At 50.0% G+C, this 15,453-nt stretch carries 15 protein-coding genes; 9 read left to right on the top strand and 6 right to left on the bottom strand.

Going from position 1 to position 15,453, the window contains the following annotated elements:
• Window positions 1-17: 17 nt before the first annotated feature.
• Genes djlA through OLMES_RS22345 form a run of 3 tightly spaced genes read right to left on the bottom strand, consistent with a single transcriptional unit; the run spans window position 18 to window position 2,667 of the window.
• Complete coding sequence (gene djlA, locus OLMES_RS22355) at window positions 18-815, bottom strand: co-chaperone DjlA (protein ID WP_087463288.1); 798 nt, start codon at window positions 813-815, stop codon at window positions 18-20.
• A 56-nt stretch (window positions 816-871) separates the two neighbouring features.
• Window positions 872-1,612: an N-acetylmuramate alpha-1-phosphate uridylyltransferase MurU gene (gene murU, locus OLMES_RS22350; RefSeq protein WP_087463287.1), complete on the bottom strand. Its 741-nt coding sequence runs from the start codon at window positions 1,610-1,612 to the stop codon at window positions 872-874.
• Window positions 1,609-2,667, bottom strand: a complete 1,059-nt coding sequence (locus OLMES_RS22345; protein ID WP_232465179.1) for an aminoglycoside phosphotransferase family protein — start codon at window positions 2,665-2,667, stop codon at window positions 1,609-1,611. The genes murU and OLMES_RS22345 overlap by 4 nt, the downstream gene beginning before the upstream one ends.
• A 607-nt stretch (window positions 2,668-3,274) precedes the next feature.
• Between OLMES_RS22345 and OLMES_RS22340 the strand changes: the two genes are divergently transcribed.
• The 9 genes from OLMES_RS22340 to OLMES_RS22300 all read left to right on the top strand — a co-directional run bounded on the left by OLMES_RS22340 (window position 3,275) and on the right by OLMES_RS22300 (window position 12,198).
• Complete coding sequence (locus OLMES_RS22340; protein WP_198343082.1) at window positions 3,275-5,539, top strand: LPS-assembly protein LptD; 2,265 nt, start codon at window positions 3,275-3,277, stop codon at window positions 5,537-5,539.
• Window positions 5,540-5,575: 36 nt separating this feature from the next.
• A complete protein-coding gene (locus OLMES_RS22335) occupies window positions 5,576-6,898 on the top strand; it encodes a peptidylprolyl isomerase (RefSeq protein WP_198343081.1) in 1,323 nt (440 codons plus the stop codon).
• Window positions 6,882-7,895 carry a 4-hydroxythreonine-4-phosphate dehydrogenase PdxA gene (gene pdxA, locus OLMES_RS22330; RefSeq protein WP_232465178.1) on the top strand — a complete coding sequence of 338 codons (1,014 nt, stop codon included), beginning with the start codon at window positions 6,882-6,884 and terminating at the stop codon, window positions 7,893-7,895. The genes OLMES_RS22335 and pdxA overlap by 17 nt, the downstream gene beginning before the upstream one ends.
• Window positions 7,896-8,026: 131 nt before the next feature.
• A complete protein-coding gene (gene rsmA / locus OLMES_RS22325) occupies window positions 8,027-8,821 on the top strand; it encodes a 16S rRNA (adenine(1518)-N(6)/adenine(1519)-N(6))-dimethyltransferase RsmA (RefSeq protein ID WP_087463284.1) in 795 nt (264 codons plus the stop codon).
• Between the two features lie 17 nt (window positions 8,822-8,838).
• Window positions 8,839-9,639 (top strand): symmetrical bis(5'-nucleosyl)-tetraphosphatase, encoded by an 801-nt coding sequence (locus tag OLMES_RS22320; RefSeq protein WP_087463283.1) that lies wholly within the window; start codon window positions 8,839-8,841, stop codon window positions 9,637-9,639.
• On the top strand, window positions 9,629-10,075 hold the full coding sequence (locus OLMES_RS22315) for a DUF423 domain-containing protein (protein ID WP_087463282.1): 447 nt from the start codon (window positions 9,629-9,631) through the stop codon (window positions 10,073-10,075). Before OLMES_RS22320 ends, OLMES_RS22315 begins: the two co-directional genes overlap by 11 nt.
• Complete coding sequence (gene thiS / locus OLMES_RS22310) at window positions 10,072-10,302, top strand: sulfur carrier protein ThiS (RefSeq protein ID WP_087463281.1); 231 nt, start codon at window positions 10,072-10,074, stop codon at window positions 10,300-10,302. Before OLMES_RS22315 ends, thiS begins: the two co-directional genes overlap by 4 nt.
• Before the next feature lie 91 nt (window positions 10,303-10,393).
• Window positions 10,394-11,191 carry a thiazole synthase gene (locus tag OLMES_RS22305; protein ID WP_087463280.1) on the top strand — a complete coding sequence of 266 codons (798 nt, stop codon included), beginning with the start codon at window positions 10,394-10,396 and terminating at the stop codon, window positions 11,189-11,191.
• A gap of 95 nt (window positions 11,192-11,286) precedes the next feature.
• Complete coding sequence (locus tag OLMES_RS22300) at window positions 11,287-12,198, top strand: substrate-binding periplasmic protein (protein ID WP_087463279.1); 912 nt, start codon at window positions 11,287-11,289, stop codon at window positions 12,196-12,198.
• A 15-nt stretch (window positions 12,199-12,213) separates the two neighbouring features.
• Here OLMES_RS22300 and OLMES_RS22295 read toward each other — a convergent pair whose 3' ends face one another.
• The 3 genes from OLMES_RS22295 to OLMES_RS22285 all read right to left on the bottom strand — a co-directional run bounded on the left by OLMES_RS22295 (window position 12,214) and on the right by OLMES_RS22285 (window position 15,398).
• The gene (locus tag OLMES_RS22295) at window positions 12,214-13,038 is read right to left on the bottom strand and encodes an inositol monophosphatase family protein (RefSeq protein ID WP_087463278.1); all 825 of its coding nucleotides are present in this window, start codon (window positions 13,036-13,038) and stop codon (window positions 12,214-12,216) included.
• 137 nt (window positions 13,039-13,175) lie between these two features.
• Window positions 13,176-14,468, bottom strand: coding sequence for a pyridoxal phosphate-dependent aminotransferase (locus OLMES_RS22290; protein ID WP_087464620.1), 1,293 nt, complete (start codon window positions 14,466-14,468; stop codon window positions 13,176-13,178).
• Window positions 14,469-14,552: 84 nt separating this feature from the next.
• Window positions 14,553-15,398 carry a prephenate dehydratase gene (locus OLMES_RS22285; protein ID WP_087463277.1) on the bottom strand — a complete coding sequence of 282 codons (846 nt, stop codon included), beginning with the start codon at window positions 15,396-15,398 and terminating at the stop codon, window positions 14,553-14,555.
• Window positions 15,399-15,453: the final 55 nt, after the last annotated feature.

Raw genomic sequence — 15,453 nt, 5'->3', positions numbered from 1 at the left:
ACAACGTTAAAAGCGGTTTAAGCCAGTGCTGCCTGATGCTCTCGTTTGATCAGATCGTAGGCCGCCTGGATTTTCTGTGCGGTTTCTTTTATTTTTTGCAGTTGCGATTCACTGGTGCCGTTAGCGGCATGTTTGTCCGGGTGGTATTGGCTCATCAGTTTTCGATACGCCCGCTTGATTTGATCCATATCCGCACTCTCTCTCAGTCCCAATAACTGATAAGCTTCGCGAGTACTCAGCTGTGACGCTGTGGGTAAGTTATTGCGTGTTTGTTGTATGAACTGTGCATGCAGTTGCGCAAAGTGTCTGCGGGATATGCCGAGTTGCAGGCACAGTTGTTCCAGTGTTTTCAGTCTGGCTTGATACCGTTGCTGATCGAGTGCTGAAAACTGGAACAGGACACTTAGAGTTAATGCTAGAAACTGCGGATTCAGCAGGGATTTACCTTTCAATGATTTTAGTGCATCACTTACCGCCGTGTGGTCTGATTTCCCTTGCGTAAAACAAGATCTGGCGATTTTGCGTTCCTGTTCGTTGAGTTTTAACTGGTGGATAACAGTATCGGCGAAACCGATGTCGGCTTCGGTTACCCGTCCGCTTTGCTTTGCGATATAGCCCAGAGAGAGAAATACGGAATGGATCATGGCTTTTTTCGCGGCGGGGTTGCCATGGTCAAGCCGATAATCCCATTGCTGTTGAAAGAATCGACTGATTTGTTCGTCAAACTGGTTGCCGACTGCCATACCAAACATGGCCCCGAGAGGGCCTCCCGTCATGAACCCCATGACGCTGCCGTAAAACTTTCCGAACCACATGGTTATTGTTCTCCGCGATTTGATGTTGATGATAATCCGTTAAACCTGATGTGCGCTCATACTTGATGTGTACTGTTGACTTGCGCCAAGCGTTCAGGCGTGCCGATATCCGACCATTCTCCGTTGAAATACTCCCCGCTGATCTGACCTTTGGCAATGGCATTTCGCAGCAATGGTGCAAGCGGGGCTACACCGGGCTTTAACTCCCCGAACAATGATGCGTTAAGCAGGCTGATACCAGAGAACGTATATTGCTGTTGTCCTGAATTTTGTATTGCTTTGATGGGCCCTTGCCCTGCACTTAGGGCGAAATCACCTTCAGGATGGTGCGTCGGGTTGTCTACGAGCACCAAGTGACCTTTGATTTCGTGGGGTCGACTTTCGGTTTCACTTGCTTGGGTTCCCGTTGTGGACGTTTCAAGCTGGTGCCCGAGCTGCACGAGCTCCCTGTAGTCGTAGTCTGTCCATACGTCACCGTTTACCACAATAAACCAAGGTGTTTCTGTAGTCAGCTTCGGGAGTGTTTTTTGAATCCCCCCTGCCGTTTCCAGCGGGGTGGCTTCGTGGGAATATTCAAGGCAGACACCAAAGCGCTCACCTGTGCCGAGGTGATGTTCAATTTTCTCCCCCAGCCAGGATACATTGATGACAATGTGGCCGATGCCGGCGGATTTTAATGCCAGTATATGATGTTCAATGAGCGGTCTGGATCTGACCATAAGGAGCGGTTTGGGAGTCGTCAGCGTAAGCGGACGCATCCGCTCACCCTTTCCGGCAGCCAGGATCATGGCTTTCATGAGACAACCTCTTCCTGGCAGGCCAGAGATTGCAAGCGAGGGACAATCTGTTGTCCGAGCCAGTCACCAAAGCCTTTGAGCTCTGGATAGTGTTGGCACACTTGCGTGATATAGCTTACCGTGAGCGGAATGTCCTTCAAATAACCTTTTTTTCCGTCTCTCAAATGCAGGCGTGCAAAAATTCCAGCTGCTTTAAGGTGACGCTGCACACCCATCAGATCAAACCAGCGGCGGAACCGTGGTAGCCCGACCTGGTGTAATCCTGCCGCCTGACTTTGTTGCCAATAGTCTTGCAGCCATTGCTCTACTTTGGCTTGTGGCCAGCGAATATAACAATCCCGTAACAAGGATACTAAATCATAGGTGATGGGCCCTTTGACAGCATCCTGAAAATCAAGCACTCCGGGGATGGTTTCCGGATTCCGGGGAATCATCAGGTTTCGGGAGTGATAATCCCGGTGCACGGCGAGTTGGGGTTGCTCCTGAGCATTGACGACCAGAATATGAAAAGTCTCTTTGAGCAGAGTTTGCTCGGCATCCGACAGCGTGTAGTCCAGCTCCTGAGTCAGTAGCCAGTCTGGAAATAATGCCATCTCCCGTTGTAGCAGGGCGACGTCATAGGCAGGCAGGGTGTATTCATCATTCTCGGGTGCCTGCTGGATGTGCAGAAGTGTGGAAATGGCCTTTCCATAGAGCTCATCGGCACGTCCATTTTGTAGGTGATCCAGGTAGAGCTGGTCGCCAAAGTCGGTCAGGAGTAGAAAGCCTTGTTCCAGATCTTGAGCAAGAATCTCCGGAACGGCGATATCGTAGCGGTGCCAGTGTTGAGCAATGGCAATGAAGGGCTCGCAGTTTTCCTTTTCCGGCGGCGCATCCATGATGATCCAGTGCTTTTCCGGTGTCAGGGTCACTCGAAAATACTGACGGAAGCTGGCGTCACCCGAAACGGGTGTGAAGCTCAGTTGTGCCCTGTATTTTTCGTAATCTTCCGGGAAAAGTCTTTGGATTTGGGCTTGAGACCAGTTCTCCCTTGCCGCTTGTCGAGAATTTTCCAAATTCAATTGCCTCATTATTATGCAGATGGGTTTGTGACTCGTCGCAGATCAGTTTATCATTCGCGTTTAATCATAGCTTTCTTCTGCGGTGTTTACCGGGCTTTATTATGCTCACCCGTGTCATTAAAGCTTACAGCGTGTTTGTATTAACGAGTCCGGTTTAATTCGCACTCGTATACGGGTTGAGTGAATCGTGTTTTTATCCCCGTATCTGATTATTCCCCGGCAGTGGTGTTGAATATCAGGCTGTAAGCCAAAAGGCGTTGATCATGGGTGGTATTAATCGTGATGAGTACCAGGACTAATCGAAAAAAAGCTCATAAATACACTGCGGAATTATAACTCACCAGCAGGCAACATGATATTGATCAGACTATGGCTAAGTCGCGCACGATCCGTCGCGGGTAGCACTTCATTTGTTTTGTTTCGAACAGGTTGGAACCTGTTGCGGTCCGAAGAGGCTGGAGGATCTGCCTCTGTTTGCCGATCTGCGCGGTCCAGGGCTGCCCCATTGTTTTCTTTAACCGTGTTCTCCTCGACATTGTTCTCCACATTACTGTGCGCATCATCCCTCGTAGCGCAGGAAGCTTCTGCCTCGAGTCAGGACGTGGCAACAGACAAGCGTTCTGCGGCAGAGCTGGACTGGGTGCCATACTATGCATTGACGGAAGCGGAACGCGCAGCGGTGCCTGCTTATTGTGGCGGTGATTACCGTGTGCCCAACTACCTGTTGTCCGCGCCGTCAATCACCCTGGATAATCCAGCTGCGGTGCATGTTTCAGCAAAAACCAGTGAGAGTTTTCTCGAGAAAGGCGCGACCCTGCACGGTGATGTCGAGGTGTGGCAGGGCAATTTCTTTTTACGGGGGGATTGGGCAACCCTGGATCGAAAAAACGAACAGGCTGAGTTGAAGGGCAACATTTTACTCAGAGCGCCCGTGTTCACACTAACAGGTGAGCAGGTTCGTTACGATATGAATCAGGATTACTTCAGTATTACCGGTGCAGATTATTTGTATCACGCAAATAAAATGCGAGGGTCGGCGGAGGTCGTCGAAAGCACCGGTACCGAGCATTTGGCAATTCAAAATGGTTATTTTACGACTTGCCCTCCAGACAATAACGACTGGGCGTTGGAAGCGGCAAGTATCGATCTCGACCGCAAAGAAGGTTTTGGTGTCGCGAAACATGCCGTGTTTCGCATCAAGGATATCCCGGTTGCCTATTTCCCTTATTTCTCATTTCCGATTGATGACCGCCGGAAAACCGGGTTTTTATACCCGTCCATCGGTACCTCGAATGCCGGAACCGGTATGTACCTCAGTACGCCTTATTATTTGAATCTTGCGCCCAATTACGATGCGACAATCGCGCCACAATATATGCATGGTCGTGGGCTGTTGACTGAAATAGAGGGGCGTTACCTCAACCGGTTCAGTTATACAGAAATGTCCTTGGGCTACATCTATGAAGATGATGAATTTGCGCGAAGTTTCCCGAGTAAAAAAGGGGAGCGGTGGGCCTTCGGATTTAACCAGCAGGCGGGATTACCTTATGGTTTCAGTTCATCAATCGAAGTGAAAGCCATCAGCGATGATGACTATCTGTCTGATTTGAATCGCACCTTGAATATCGAAGAGCAGACTCATTTGAATCGGCAGTGGCAGGTTGAAAGTCAGGGGGATCGCTGGCATCTGTATGGTACGTTGCAAGGGTATCAAACGATTGATGACACCATTGCAGAGGTGGACAAGCCTTACGCCCGTTTGCCCGAGATCAGCTTTGAATTCGTCGATTCCGAGGCCGAGTTGGATTATCGCCTGGACTCCATGTACGCTTTCTTCTACCGGGACAATGACGAGTTGCAAGGGGCTGACCGGGTCAATGGCCAGCGCTTGTGGCTGAGCCCCTCCGTGTCGTTACCAATGCGGGAAGAATGGGGGTTCTGGAAAACGGCTGTAAGGCTGGATCAGACTGATTACTTGCTGGATGATCAGGAAGCTGATGTCGATGATCATTTGAGTCGAACGGTACCCTTTGTCTCAATGGACTCCGGACTGTTTTTTGATCGTACCTTGCGCATCGGTGGTGAATCATTCAGCCAGTCTCTGGAACCCCGTTTGTTCTATGTATACTCCCCCCATAAAGATCAATCGGATTATCCCGATTTTGATACGGATCTGAAATCATTCCGCTTCAACCAATTGTTCCAGGAAGACCGTTTCTCGGGACAGGATCGGGTTGGTGATAATAACCGCTTGACTGTCGCCGTAACCTCTCGTTTTTCAGAGTTGGCAAACGGTATTCAGCGCGCGAGTATTAGTCTGGGGCAGATTTATTATTTTGAGGATCGCCGGGTCGACTTGAAAGGTCGGGGCACGGATGTGCGCACAGACTCCCTGATTGCCGGGGAGGCTGTGATTGAACCTAACGACTGGATGGCCCTGCGGATTGGTGGTTTGTGGGACGCTCGCAATGATAATACGACCGAGGGCTCTACCCGGTTGCAGGTGCATTCACCGGATTATGAGTATGTCCTGAATATTGGTCACCGGTATCTGGAAGGTGAGCTGGAACAATCTGATATTTCGGCTATTGTGCCGATTGGAGATCAGGTGGCCTTGTTCGGGCGCTGGTTCTATGAATTGGCTGACAGCCGTACGATTGGAACGGTTGCCGGGCTGGAATACAGTAGTTGTTGCTGGCGGGTGCAGGTCTTGAATCACAGTTATCTGACTTCAGATCAGGAGGTGGATAACCGATTGCTGCTGCGCTTTGAATTAAGTCGGCTTTCCGGGTTGACCAGCGGCTCCTGGGCCGGAATTGATGCCGCTATAAACGGGTTCTCCGAACGCGAAGAACGAATGAACTAAACGCGCATGATCAGTGAGCGATGTGCAGGGGAAAAAATGAAGCAAAATTCGTCAACTAAAAAACTGGCAGGTTTGGTGGGGAGAATGAAGTGGTTACCACTAGGGGTTTCCGTTCTTTTCTACAGTGCTCAGGCATTCAGTGCCTATGAAGCCATTGATAGTGTATTGGCGATTGTTGAAGACGGTATCGTTTCACAGTCAGAATTGAAAAGCAGGATGACGACCATTACCGCGCGTCTTAATGCCCAGAATACACCTTTGCCGCCCGCAGATGTAATGCGTCAACGGGTGCTTGAACAATTGATACTGGAGCAGATTCAATTACAGATGGCTGACCGGGAAGGTTTACGGATCTCTGATGCCCAGCTGGCTGAGACAATGGCCAATATCGCCGGGCGGAGTGGTTATAGTCTGGCCGAGTTTGAAGAAGCATTGAAAAGCGAAGGCGTCTCCTTTCTTGAGGCCCGGGAGCAAATTCGACGAGAGTTACTGATCAGTCGTGTGCAACAGCGTCGGGTTGGCGGACGGGTTCGGGTTACGGATTCTGAAGTAGAAAACTATTTGCAATCCTCTGTGGGCAAAAATCGAACCGCAACTGAATATCTGTTAGGTCACATCTTGATCACTGTTCCGGAAGGTGCCCCTGATTCGGTCATTGAAATGAAGTTGGCAGAAGTCCAGGCGATTGCAGATCAAATCAAATCTGCAGCAGATTTCCAGAAAATGGCTGTGGCACGCTCGGAAGGACGCAATGCTTTGGACGGCGGTGTGATCGGCTGGCGAAAAGAAAATGAATTGCCATCGTTAGCTTCGGATGTTGTACCCCAACTCGCCGTCGGACAGGTCAGTCGGCCGTTGAAAACGGCAAGTGGTTTTCATCTGGTCAGTGTGCTTGAAAAACGTGGCGGGCAATCCCAGTTAGTCGAGCAACGGAAAGTAAGACATATTCTGATTAAACCCAGCGAGATTCGCACCGAGCAGGAAGCGAAAGCCAAAATTGAGGATATCTACCGGAAAATCCAGAACGGTGGGGCATTTGCCGAATTGGCAAAATCAGAATCCGAAGACCCTATTTCCGGCGTAAGTGGGGGAGACCTGGGGTGGGTTAGCCCAGGGGAAATGGTTCCAGAGTTCGAACAGGTCATGCTGCAAACCAAAGCCGGTGAACTCAGCGCGCCTTTCCGTAGCGAATTTGGTTGGCATATTCTTGAGGTTCAGGATCAACGGGAAAAAGATCTTGGTGAAGAAATCCAGGCCAGCCAGGCACGCGAGGTTTTGCAACAGCGTAAGTACGAGATTGAATTGCAGAAATGGTTGCTTGAAATCAAGGGTGAGGCATACATTGACATCAAGTCGTGAAAAAAGGGCGCTGTTGGCGATTACACCGGGCGAACCGGCTGGAATCGGGCCAGACCTTTGTATTCAGCTCGCCCAGAGCGCGCACCTGCGAGATGATATTATTTTGATCGCGGATCCTGAAATGCTGACTCGACGGGCCGAGGAATTGGGAATGCCCTGTGAAATCAGACATTATCAACGAGGCGAGCGGCCTTGTTTCGGGCAAGGTGTGCTAACGGTCTATCCGGTAGCAATGGCAGTTCAGGTTGAGCCCGGAGTGCCCCAAACGGCGAACGCACAATATCTTCTGGATACCTTGCGTCAGGCTGTTAACGGTTGCCAGCGCCGAGAATTTTCAGCTTTGGTTACGGGCCCCTTACATAAAGGGGTGATCAATGAAGCAGGAATCAGCTTTACAGGACATACTGAGTTTCTGCAACACCTGGCCGGTCGTGAGCGAGTCGTCATGATGCTGGCGACAGAAGGGCTCCGAGTGGCCCTGGCGACGACTCATATTCCCTTGAAGTTGGTCTCAACGGCCCTCACCCAGGAACGCCTCTCTCAAGTGCTGTCGATTCTGATTTCGGACATGAAAACCTGGTTTGGAATACAGACGCCCCGCATTCTTGTAGCAGGTCTGAACCCTCATGCCGGTGAAGGCGGGCATATGGGGCGGGAAGAAATTGATGTAATCGAGCCCGTGCTTGATCACTTTCGAAATCAGGGCGCGGAACTGATCGGGCCGTTGCCTGCGGATACGTTATTTACCCCAAAATGGCTAGCGCAGGCGGATGCGGTTTTGGCGATGTACCATGATCAGGGCTTGCCCGTGCTAAAATATAAAGGTTTTGGCAATGCCGTAAACATCACCCTGGGGTTACCTTTTATCCGAACCTCTGTGGATCACGGCACGGCGTTTGATTTGGCAGGCAGCGGCGATGCAGACACCGGGAGCTTGCAGACCGCGATCACGGTTGCACTGGAAATGTCAGCAAATTTGCCGTATTCATTGAGTTAACTGTGTATTCTGCATGGTTCGGTGCATTTCAGGAAAAAATAACGAGTTGTGCAGGGATAAAACAAAGAGTTGTTTAGATTTAAACTTTGTTCAGATTTAAACGTCAGCAATTGTATTAATTAGGTAAGTTCATGAGTGCAGCGCCCCCCGGGCATCAGGCAAGAAAACGGTTTGGTCAGAATTTTCTCCATGATGCCAATATCATTGATAACATCATCCGCTCGATTAACCCCAAACCCGGGGATCATATTGTCGAGATCGGTCCCGGTCTGGGGGCAATCACGGAACACTTGCTGGATGCAACGGAGGGGCATCTTGATGTCGTGGAGCTGGATCGCGATTTAATCCCCATTCTGCGCACCAAATTTTTTAATCACAGCAACTTTGAGATTCATGAAGGTGATGCCCTTAAGTTTGACTACGAGACCCTTGTCAAAGGGGATTACAAACTGAGAATGGTTGGCAATCTGCCTTACAATATTTCGACCCCGTTAATTTTCAAAATCCTGGAACACGAGCGTTCGATTCAGGATATGCATTTCATGCTGCAAAAAGAAGTTGTAGAGCGCATGGCGGCGGCTCCGGGTGAAAAAGCATATGGCAAACTCGGTATCATGTTGCAGTACTATTGCCGGGTACAACCCCTCTTTATTGTGCCGCCGGGTGCATTCAAACCGCGACCTAAAGTGGATTCGGCCATTGTCCGTTTGATCCCCCATACCGAAAAACCCATTGAAGTCAAAGACCCCGTAAAACTGAATCAAGTTGTTTCGTCAGCATTCAACATGCGCCGTAAAACAATCCGCAATTCTCTGGGCGGGATGATTTCAGCGAATCAGCTGGAAGACCTGGGCATTGATCCTGGTCTACGTGCCGAGAAGCTCAGCCTGGCGGAATTTGCAGTGATCAGTGATGCATTAATCTAATTTGCAGGAGTGTTTGTGTGGCAACCTATGCAGTAGGTGATATTCAGGGGTGTTATGACGCACTCCGGAATGTGTTGGATCAAGTCGGTTTTGATCCTGAGTGTGATACGCTCTGGTGCGTTGGCGATATCGTCAATAGAGGCCCGAAATCCCTCGAAAGTCTGCGTTTGATCAAATCCTTGGGCGATGCTGCAATCACCGTTCTGGGCAACCATGACTTGCACCTGTTAGCCATTGCCTACGGTGGGCACAAACTGAAACGCAAGGACACGTTGGAGGATATTTTTTCCGCTCCAGACGCTGAGGAATTGTTGACCTGGTTAAAGCGGCAACCGTTAGTCTACTTTGATCCTGGCCGGAACATTCTTGTTGCCCATGCCGGTATCCCCCATATCTGGTCTTTCGACGCGGCTTGCCAATATGCGGACGAAGTAAGTGAGGTTCTCAGAGGTCCAGAAGCTGGAGCCTACTTTCAAGCCATGTATGGCGATCAACCGGAAATCTGGCATGACTCATTGACCGGAATGGATCGATTGCGTGTCATTACCAACTATCTGACCCGCATGCGTTTTATCTCCCGTGAGGGGGCGCTTGAGCTCAACGCAAAGAACGAACCCGAAAATGCCCCTGAAGGTTATGTACCCTGGTATAGTCTGCCCAGATCAGACAACGGTCGTATTGTTTTTGGTCACTGGGCGGCGTTGCAGGGAAGCACCGGGTCTGAGCGCTTTATGGCACTGGATACCGGTTGTGTCTGGGGGGGCTGCTTGACTCTGGTGAACATAGATACAGGGGAAAAAGTAGCTTGTGAATGTTGAAGCTCGCTTGAGTTCACTGCAGGGATTTTGTTTTGCTGCAGGAAGTTTGTTCGCATTGGTTGCCGTCGTGGCCGGTGCCGTTGGTGCCCATTTGGTTGCGTCTGACTCGGTCGATGCCGGGCGTTGGCAGACTGCGAATCAATACCATTTCTATCATAGTCTGGCTTTACTCCTCGTTGGCAGTCTCTGGCCTTACCTGAGACAGTCGAGCTTTATGTTGTGGGGTGTTTTCGTTTGTTTTTGTGCTGGAATCTTCGGTTTTAGTGTCACGCTCTACATCCGAGTTGCATTTCCGGGAACCGGATTTGCTGAAATGGTGTCACCCGTCACCCCGATGGGTGGCATGTTGCTTATGTTTGGCTGGTTAATTTTATTTCTGGCTGTGATCTGGCGCTTTATTCAACAGACCCGGGTTGCCGGAAGGAGTGAGTTATGAACCCTGAAGTTTCCCATATTCAAAAAATCGAGGTTACCGTCAATGGTGACTCCATGTCTTTTGACGCACCCTTGAGCATTGCTGCATTGCTGAAACAAATGGCGCTTGAGAATGCCCGTGTGGCCGTTGAAGTGAATATGGATATCGTGACCCGAAGCCTTCACGAGCAGCACCTGATACAAGATGGCGATATAGTGGAAGTTGTGCAAGCCATCGGAGGCGGTTAATTCGTTTCTGGTGTCCACCAGTGCCGGATCGGCTTTAAAAAATATAACCTGAATTATTTGCTTACTGCAGGAGAGAACATTGAGTAATGAGATGATTGCCCAAGCTGAGGCGCAGGATTTGTTGACTGTTGCGGGTAAAACTTACAGCTCCCGATTGCTGGTTGGCACGGGAAAATACAGAGACCTGGAAGAGACTCGCTTGTGTATTGAGGCGAGCGGGGCAGAAATCGTCACTGTTGCGGTTCGGCGAACCAATATTGGCCAAAATCCGGATGAGCCGAACCTGCTCGATGTGATCCCGCCTGATCGATACACTATTCTGCCGAATACAGCAGGTTGTTACACCGCAAAAGATGCGATCCGTACCTGCAAATTGGCCCGTGAATTGCTGGATGGTCATGACCTGGTGAAGTTGGAAGTGTTAGGTGATGAAAAAACGTTGTACCCTGATGTGACCGAGACATTGGTGGCCGCAGAAGCCTTGGTCAATGATGGCTTTAAGGTTATGGTTTATACCAACGATGACCCACTTATTGCTGCCCGGCTTGAAGCGATGGGGTGTGTCGCGGTTATGCCATTGGGGGCACCAATTGGATCGGGGTTGGGTATTCGTAATCCTTATAACATCAAGATGATCCTTGAGAATGCCAAGGTGCCTGTCCTGGTTGATGCCGGCGTGGGAACCGCTTCAGATGCAACTATCGCGATGGAGCTGGGCTGCGACGGTGTACTGATGAATACTGCAATTGCTGCAGCGCAGAATCCCTTGCTTATGGCCCGGGCCATGAAACGCGCTGTGGAAAGTGGTCGTGATGCGTACAGAGCAGGACGAATGGCCAGAAAGTTGTATGCAAGTGCCTCCTCGCCAATTGATGGTACGTTTTTTTAGGCGCATCGATTTTTACTAAATTGCCAAAACCTTCCGGGCATTCGTTTTTAAACACAGTATACTTTGGACGTTGTGGGTAATGAGGGCAGGGTTAAGTGTTTGTGCATTGTGATGGAAGCGTATTTGAAAACGCTAAACCCAAAGGTGGCGATCTGACCCGGTTGTTTGTGCGTGTGAACCGCAAGTGGCTGTTCAGCCGTCTTGTCGGCCCGTTGCTAGTCTGCATACTGTTTTGTTGGCAAACTGCAGTTGCTGAGGATGCCGATCTCAGGTCGGCCACGTTGCAGCGCACTGCCTCCAGCTCTGATGCGAACGTGCTCAAGATTGCAACCGGGGAGTGGGTACCCTATGTTTCAGAGTCTTACTTGGGACATGGTGCAATTGCGCAAATAATTACCCGTATTTTTTCCACGCACGGGATTCGTGTCCAGTATCGTTACCTGCCATGGCCCCGGGGTTATCAAATGGTGCTGGATGGTGAGTTTCATGCCACGATGCCCTATTATTGTTCACCAGAACGAGAAAAACTGTACTTTTGCAGTGATCCGATTATGGATGGCAAACAGGTCTTTTTTCATCGAAAGGATTTCGATTTTGACTGGAAGCAGCTGCGGGATCTTGAGGGGTTAAATATCGGTGCAACCCTGGGGTATTATTACGGCGAGATGTTTGAACAATATGAAGCGGACGGTTTTTTTAAAGTCCATCGTGTTGCCCGGGATGAAAGTAACTTTTTTGTGCTGATAAAAGGGCGAACTCATGTTTTTCCCCAGGACCTTCAGGTCGGGTATTCCATGATTCGCAAACTGTTTCCACCCGAGGATGCGGCACTGCTGACCCATCACCCCAAGCCGCTCCATTCAAACCCTTTGCATTTAATCTTCCCCCGCAACAACCCTAACAGTGAGCGCTGGCTGCAGTGGTTTAATGAGGGCTTGCAGCAGCTTAAGGATTCTGGCGAACTGACGGCGCAACTCGAAGCACTGCGCCGCGGAGATTATGAGTAGTTGAACAAGGTGTTCTTATTGAGCCGCTTCGTCTGCGGCGATGAGAAGGTCACGCAATGGTTCATGGATATGAGGGTTGGTGATCAGAAGATCCCGGTCGAATAATTCCGGGTTAATGCCTTCGGGGGGCGGATAGATGTGGCCACATTGTGCCCCTGCTGTCCTGGCAATAAGTTGCGCCGCAGCGAAGTCCCACGGGCTCAGAGATTCGTAGTAGCCATCCAGTCGTCCCATTGCAACCCAGCAGATATCGATTGCCGCAGAGCCGATTCGGCGAATATCGCGGCAGCTCGAGAGCACCGACTTCAATCGCAGAATCAAGCCTGCTATTTCGTTCTTCTGATAGGGAAAACCGGTACCAATCAATGAGGTTTCAAGTGACATGGATGCGCTGGGTTTGATTGGCCGGTGATTCAACATGGCCTGTCCACCTGCAATAGCCTGAAAGGTTTCGTTTTGGAAAGGGCAGTGTACAACCCCGACCTGAACCTTTCCACCGGTTGCGAAAGCAATCGATATGGCGACCTGGTGGTGGTTATACGCGTAATTTACGGTGCCATCGATTGGATCGATGATCCAGATTGGGTCTTCAAGGTCTTCCGCCAAGGTCAGGTCAGGATTAGTCTCTTCGGATAAAATACGGTGATCCGGGTAAATTTTGCGGATGTGTTTGTTGATCATCTCATCCACTTTCAGATCCATTTCTGTAACGAGTTCCTGGCCTGATTTGTAGTGCTGTTCCAGGTTGCCCCGTTGTCGACCTTGTTTGATGAGCTCTCCCGCACGCATAGCGAGGTCAACGGCAAAGATCGAAATCTCGTGCAGGTTATCGTGTCCCATAGTCTATCCTGTTCTCTTCTTTGTCCTGTTATTAAACCAATCCTGAGCTGAAACGTCGCTTCATTTTGTAGTGCTTTGAAAGATTCGAGTGATTTGAAGCTTTAGAGTTCTTTGAAACATTAGAGTCCTTTGAATTATTAGAGCCCTTTGAACCAGGCTTCCATTTTGGTCAAAGCAGTCGCAATTTTTGGGCAGTTCTCGATGATAAATGACTCATCCAAGGGGGTATCATTGCCAATGCTATCCGCTGCCTGAATGGCCGCCTGGCCGTCAAAGTCAACAAAGGCGATCCGGGATATCAATGTGTCCGGCGTGAAGCCAAAGTCGCTTGCCGGTAACATAGCGATGCCGGTGTCTTCAAGCAGACGATTACAGAGTGAGGCACTGGTGAGTATATTGTGCTTTGCCAGATCCTGTCGGTAGTGATCAAAATCAGGGAATACATAAAAACCGCCTTCCGGTCGATTCAGCTTAACCTGCATCTGAGACAGTTTTGTGTAAATGAACTCACCGAGCGCGGCAAGCACCCTGCGCGATGTTGCGAGGTAATTATCGATTTCTTCGCCACCTTGAAAGGCGCGAATGGCAGCATATTGAATGGGGGCCGATGTCGCTGTGAATGTTTCGCTTGCGATAATGGCCATGGCCTCCTGCAGTGGCTTCAGTTCTTGAGGAAATATAAAGGCACCCAGACGCCAACCCCCGGCACCGCACCATTTGCTTAATCCGGTACTGATAATAGTGCCTTCCGGGTAGTAGCGAGCAATGGATTTGTGTTCGCCGTCGTAGCGGGTTTCGCCGTAGATTTCATCTGACAGCAATACAATATTGTACTTGCGCGCAACATAAGCCAGTTCAAGCAGTTGGTCATCCGTGTAAGTACAACCGGTGGGGTTGGATGGATAGTTGAGGATCAAAATGCGTGGTCGGGTGGGGTCATCCCGGCAGACCAGATCCAGCTCATCCGCGGTCAATTGCCAGTTGTTTTCCGGTCCGGTGGGCAGCCAGTATACGCTTCTGCCCAGCAGGCGAGCCTGTGGAGCATAGGAAACCCAGCTTGGTCTGGGAATGAGCAAGTCACCGTAGTAGGCCATTTGCATGATAAACAGTAATTCCTTGGAGCCCGGACCAATAATGATGTCTTCTGCACGGCGCGATATGTGCTGCACCCGGCTCATGTACTCAGCGATTGACTGACGTAGTGCCATTAATCCCATAACCGGCAGGTAGTCTTTTTCGTGGGCATGCTGGCGTAAAGATTCAACCACCACTTCAGGAACCGGGAAAGGGGACTGGCCCAGCCCGAGCTTGAAGATTTCCTTGCCTTCACTTTTCAGCTTGTTCGACAGTTCGTTAATTCGGAGTGTTGCTGAGGGCAAAATGCCTCTAACATTTAAATTGATGGACGAGCGATCACTGTTATTGTTCATTTTACGGCCTTCGTGGGTCAGGTTCGGGTACATACGTTATTAACAGTAAAGCAAAGCGGATACCATCTGTCCTGCTATCGCACGTTAATCATGATAGCTCACGCTGGCTCTGAAATGGTGCGCACGGTAGGTACCTAATAACCTGACATCTTCTGCGAAGAAGTTGAGCTCTTCCATGGCAAGTCGCAGTGGTCGCTCTTCGATGTGGCCTTCGATATCGACGTGAAACTGGCTTGAATTCAATGTTCCACCGGGCATGTAACTCTCCAGCTTGACGAGATTGATACCATTGGTCGCGAAACCGCCGAGTGCTTTGTAAAGCGCAGCAGGAATATTGCGGACTTTAAAAATGATTGATGTCATATAGGAAACACCTTCCTGGTATGCCGGAAGTGCCTGGGTGTGAGACAGAATGATGAACCGAGTGGTATTCCCGCTGATATCCTGAAAGTTCTCCTCCAGTATTTCCAGGCCATATAGTTCTGCCGCAAGACTTGATGCAATCGCGGCGCTGTGATAATCCCCGGATTCCTTGAGTTCTTTTGCTGCACCGGCGGTATCCAGCGTGGCATTTGGATACAAATTGAGACGTCTTATATTCTGTGCGCACTGTGCCAGGGCTTGGGGGTGAGAAGCAACCTGAGTGAGCGCGTCAAGTTGTGCACCAGGCAGCCCCAGTAAACAATGGTTTACGGGCTCAAAGTGTTCACCCACAATATGTAAGCTCATCTTGGGAATCAAGCGGTAGATTTCTTCAACACGACCGGCTGTCGAATTTTCCACAGGAATCATGGCCAACTCCGCTTGCCCTTTTTCCACCATTTGCATGGCATCGATAAACGTACTGCAGGCCCGTGCTTCCCTGTCTGGAAATACATGCTGGCAAGAGAGATGGGAATAAGCGCCCTGGTGGCCTTGGTAAGCAATCATAATGTGGTCTCAAGTCAAAGTCGTATCAATTCACGTTGAAGACACCATACTAAAT

This window comes from Oleiphilus messinensis (assembly GCF_002162375.1).
In the GTDB taxonomy this organism is placed as follows: domain Bacteria; phylum Pseudomonadota; class Gammaproteobacteria; order Pseudomonadales; family Oleiphilaceae; genus Oleiphilus; species Oleiphilus messinensis.
This window is presented reverse-complemented; position numbering and strand designations above follow the sequence as displayed.

Excerpts from the sequence above, each read along its gene's own strand:
- murU (WP_087463287.1), bottom strand. The coding sequence starts at position 1,612 with ATGAAAGCCATGATCCTGGCTGCCGGAAAGGGTGAGCGGATGCGTCCG.
- OLMES_RS22295 (WP_087463278.1), bottom strand. The coding sequence starts at position 13,038 with ATGGGACACGATAACCTGCACGAGATTTCGATCTTTGCCGTTGACCTC.
- OLMES_RS22285 (WP_087463277.1), bottom strand. The coding sequence starts at position 15,398 with ATGATTGCTTACCAAGGCCACCAGGGCGCTTATTCCCATCTCTCTTGC.
- thiS (WP_087463281.1), top strand. The coding sequence starts at position 10,072 with ATGAACCCTGAAGTTTCCCATATTCAAAAAATCGAGGTTACCGTCAAT.
- OLMES_RS22335 (WP_198343081.1), top strand. The coding sequence starts at position 5,576 with ATGAAGCAAAATTCGTCAACTAAAAAACTGGCAGGTTTGGTGGGGAGA.
- djlA (WP_087463288.1), bottom strand. The coding sequence starts at position 815 with ATGTGGTTCGGAAAGTTTTACGGCAGCGTCATGGGGTTCATGACGGGA.
- OLMES_RS22290 (WP_087464620.1), bottom strand. The coding sequence starts at position 14,468 with ATGAACAATAACAGTGATCGCTCGTCCATCAATTTAAATGTTAGAGGC.
- rsmA (WP_087463284.1), top strand. The coding sequence starts at position 8,027 with ATGAGTGCAGCGCCCCCCGGGCATCAGGCAAGAAAACGGTTTGGTCAG.
- OLMES_RS22305 (WP_087463280.1), top strand. The coding sequence starts at position 10,394 with ATGATTGCCCAAGCTGAGGCGCAGGATTTGTTGACTGTTGCGGGTAAA.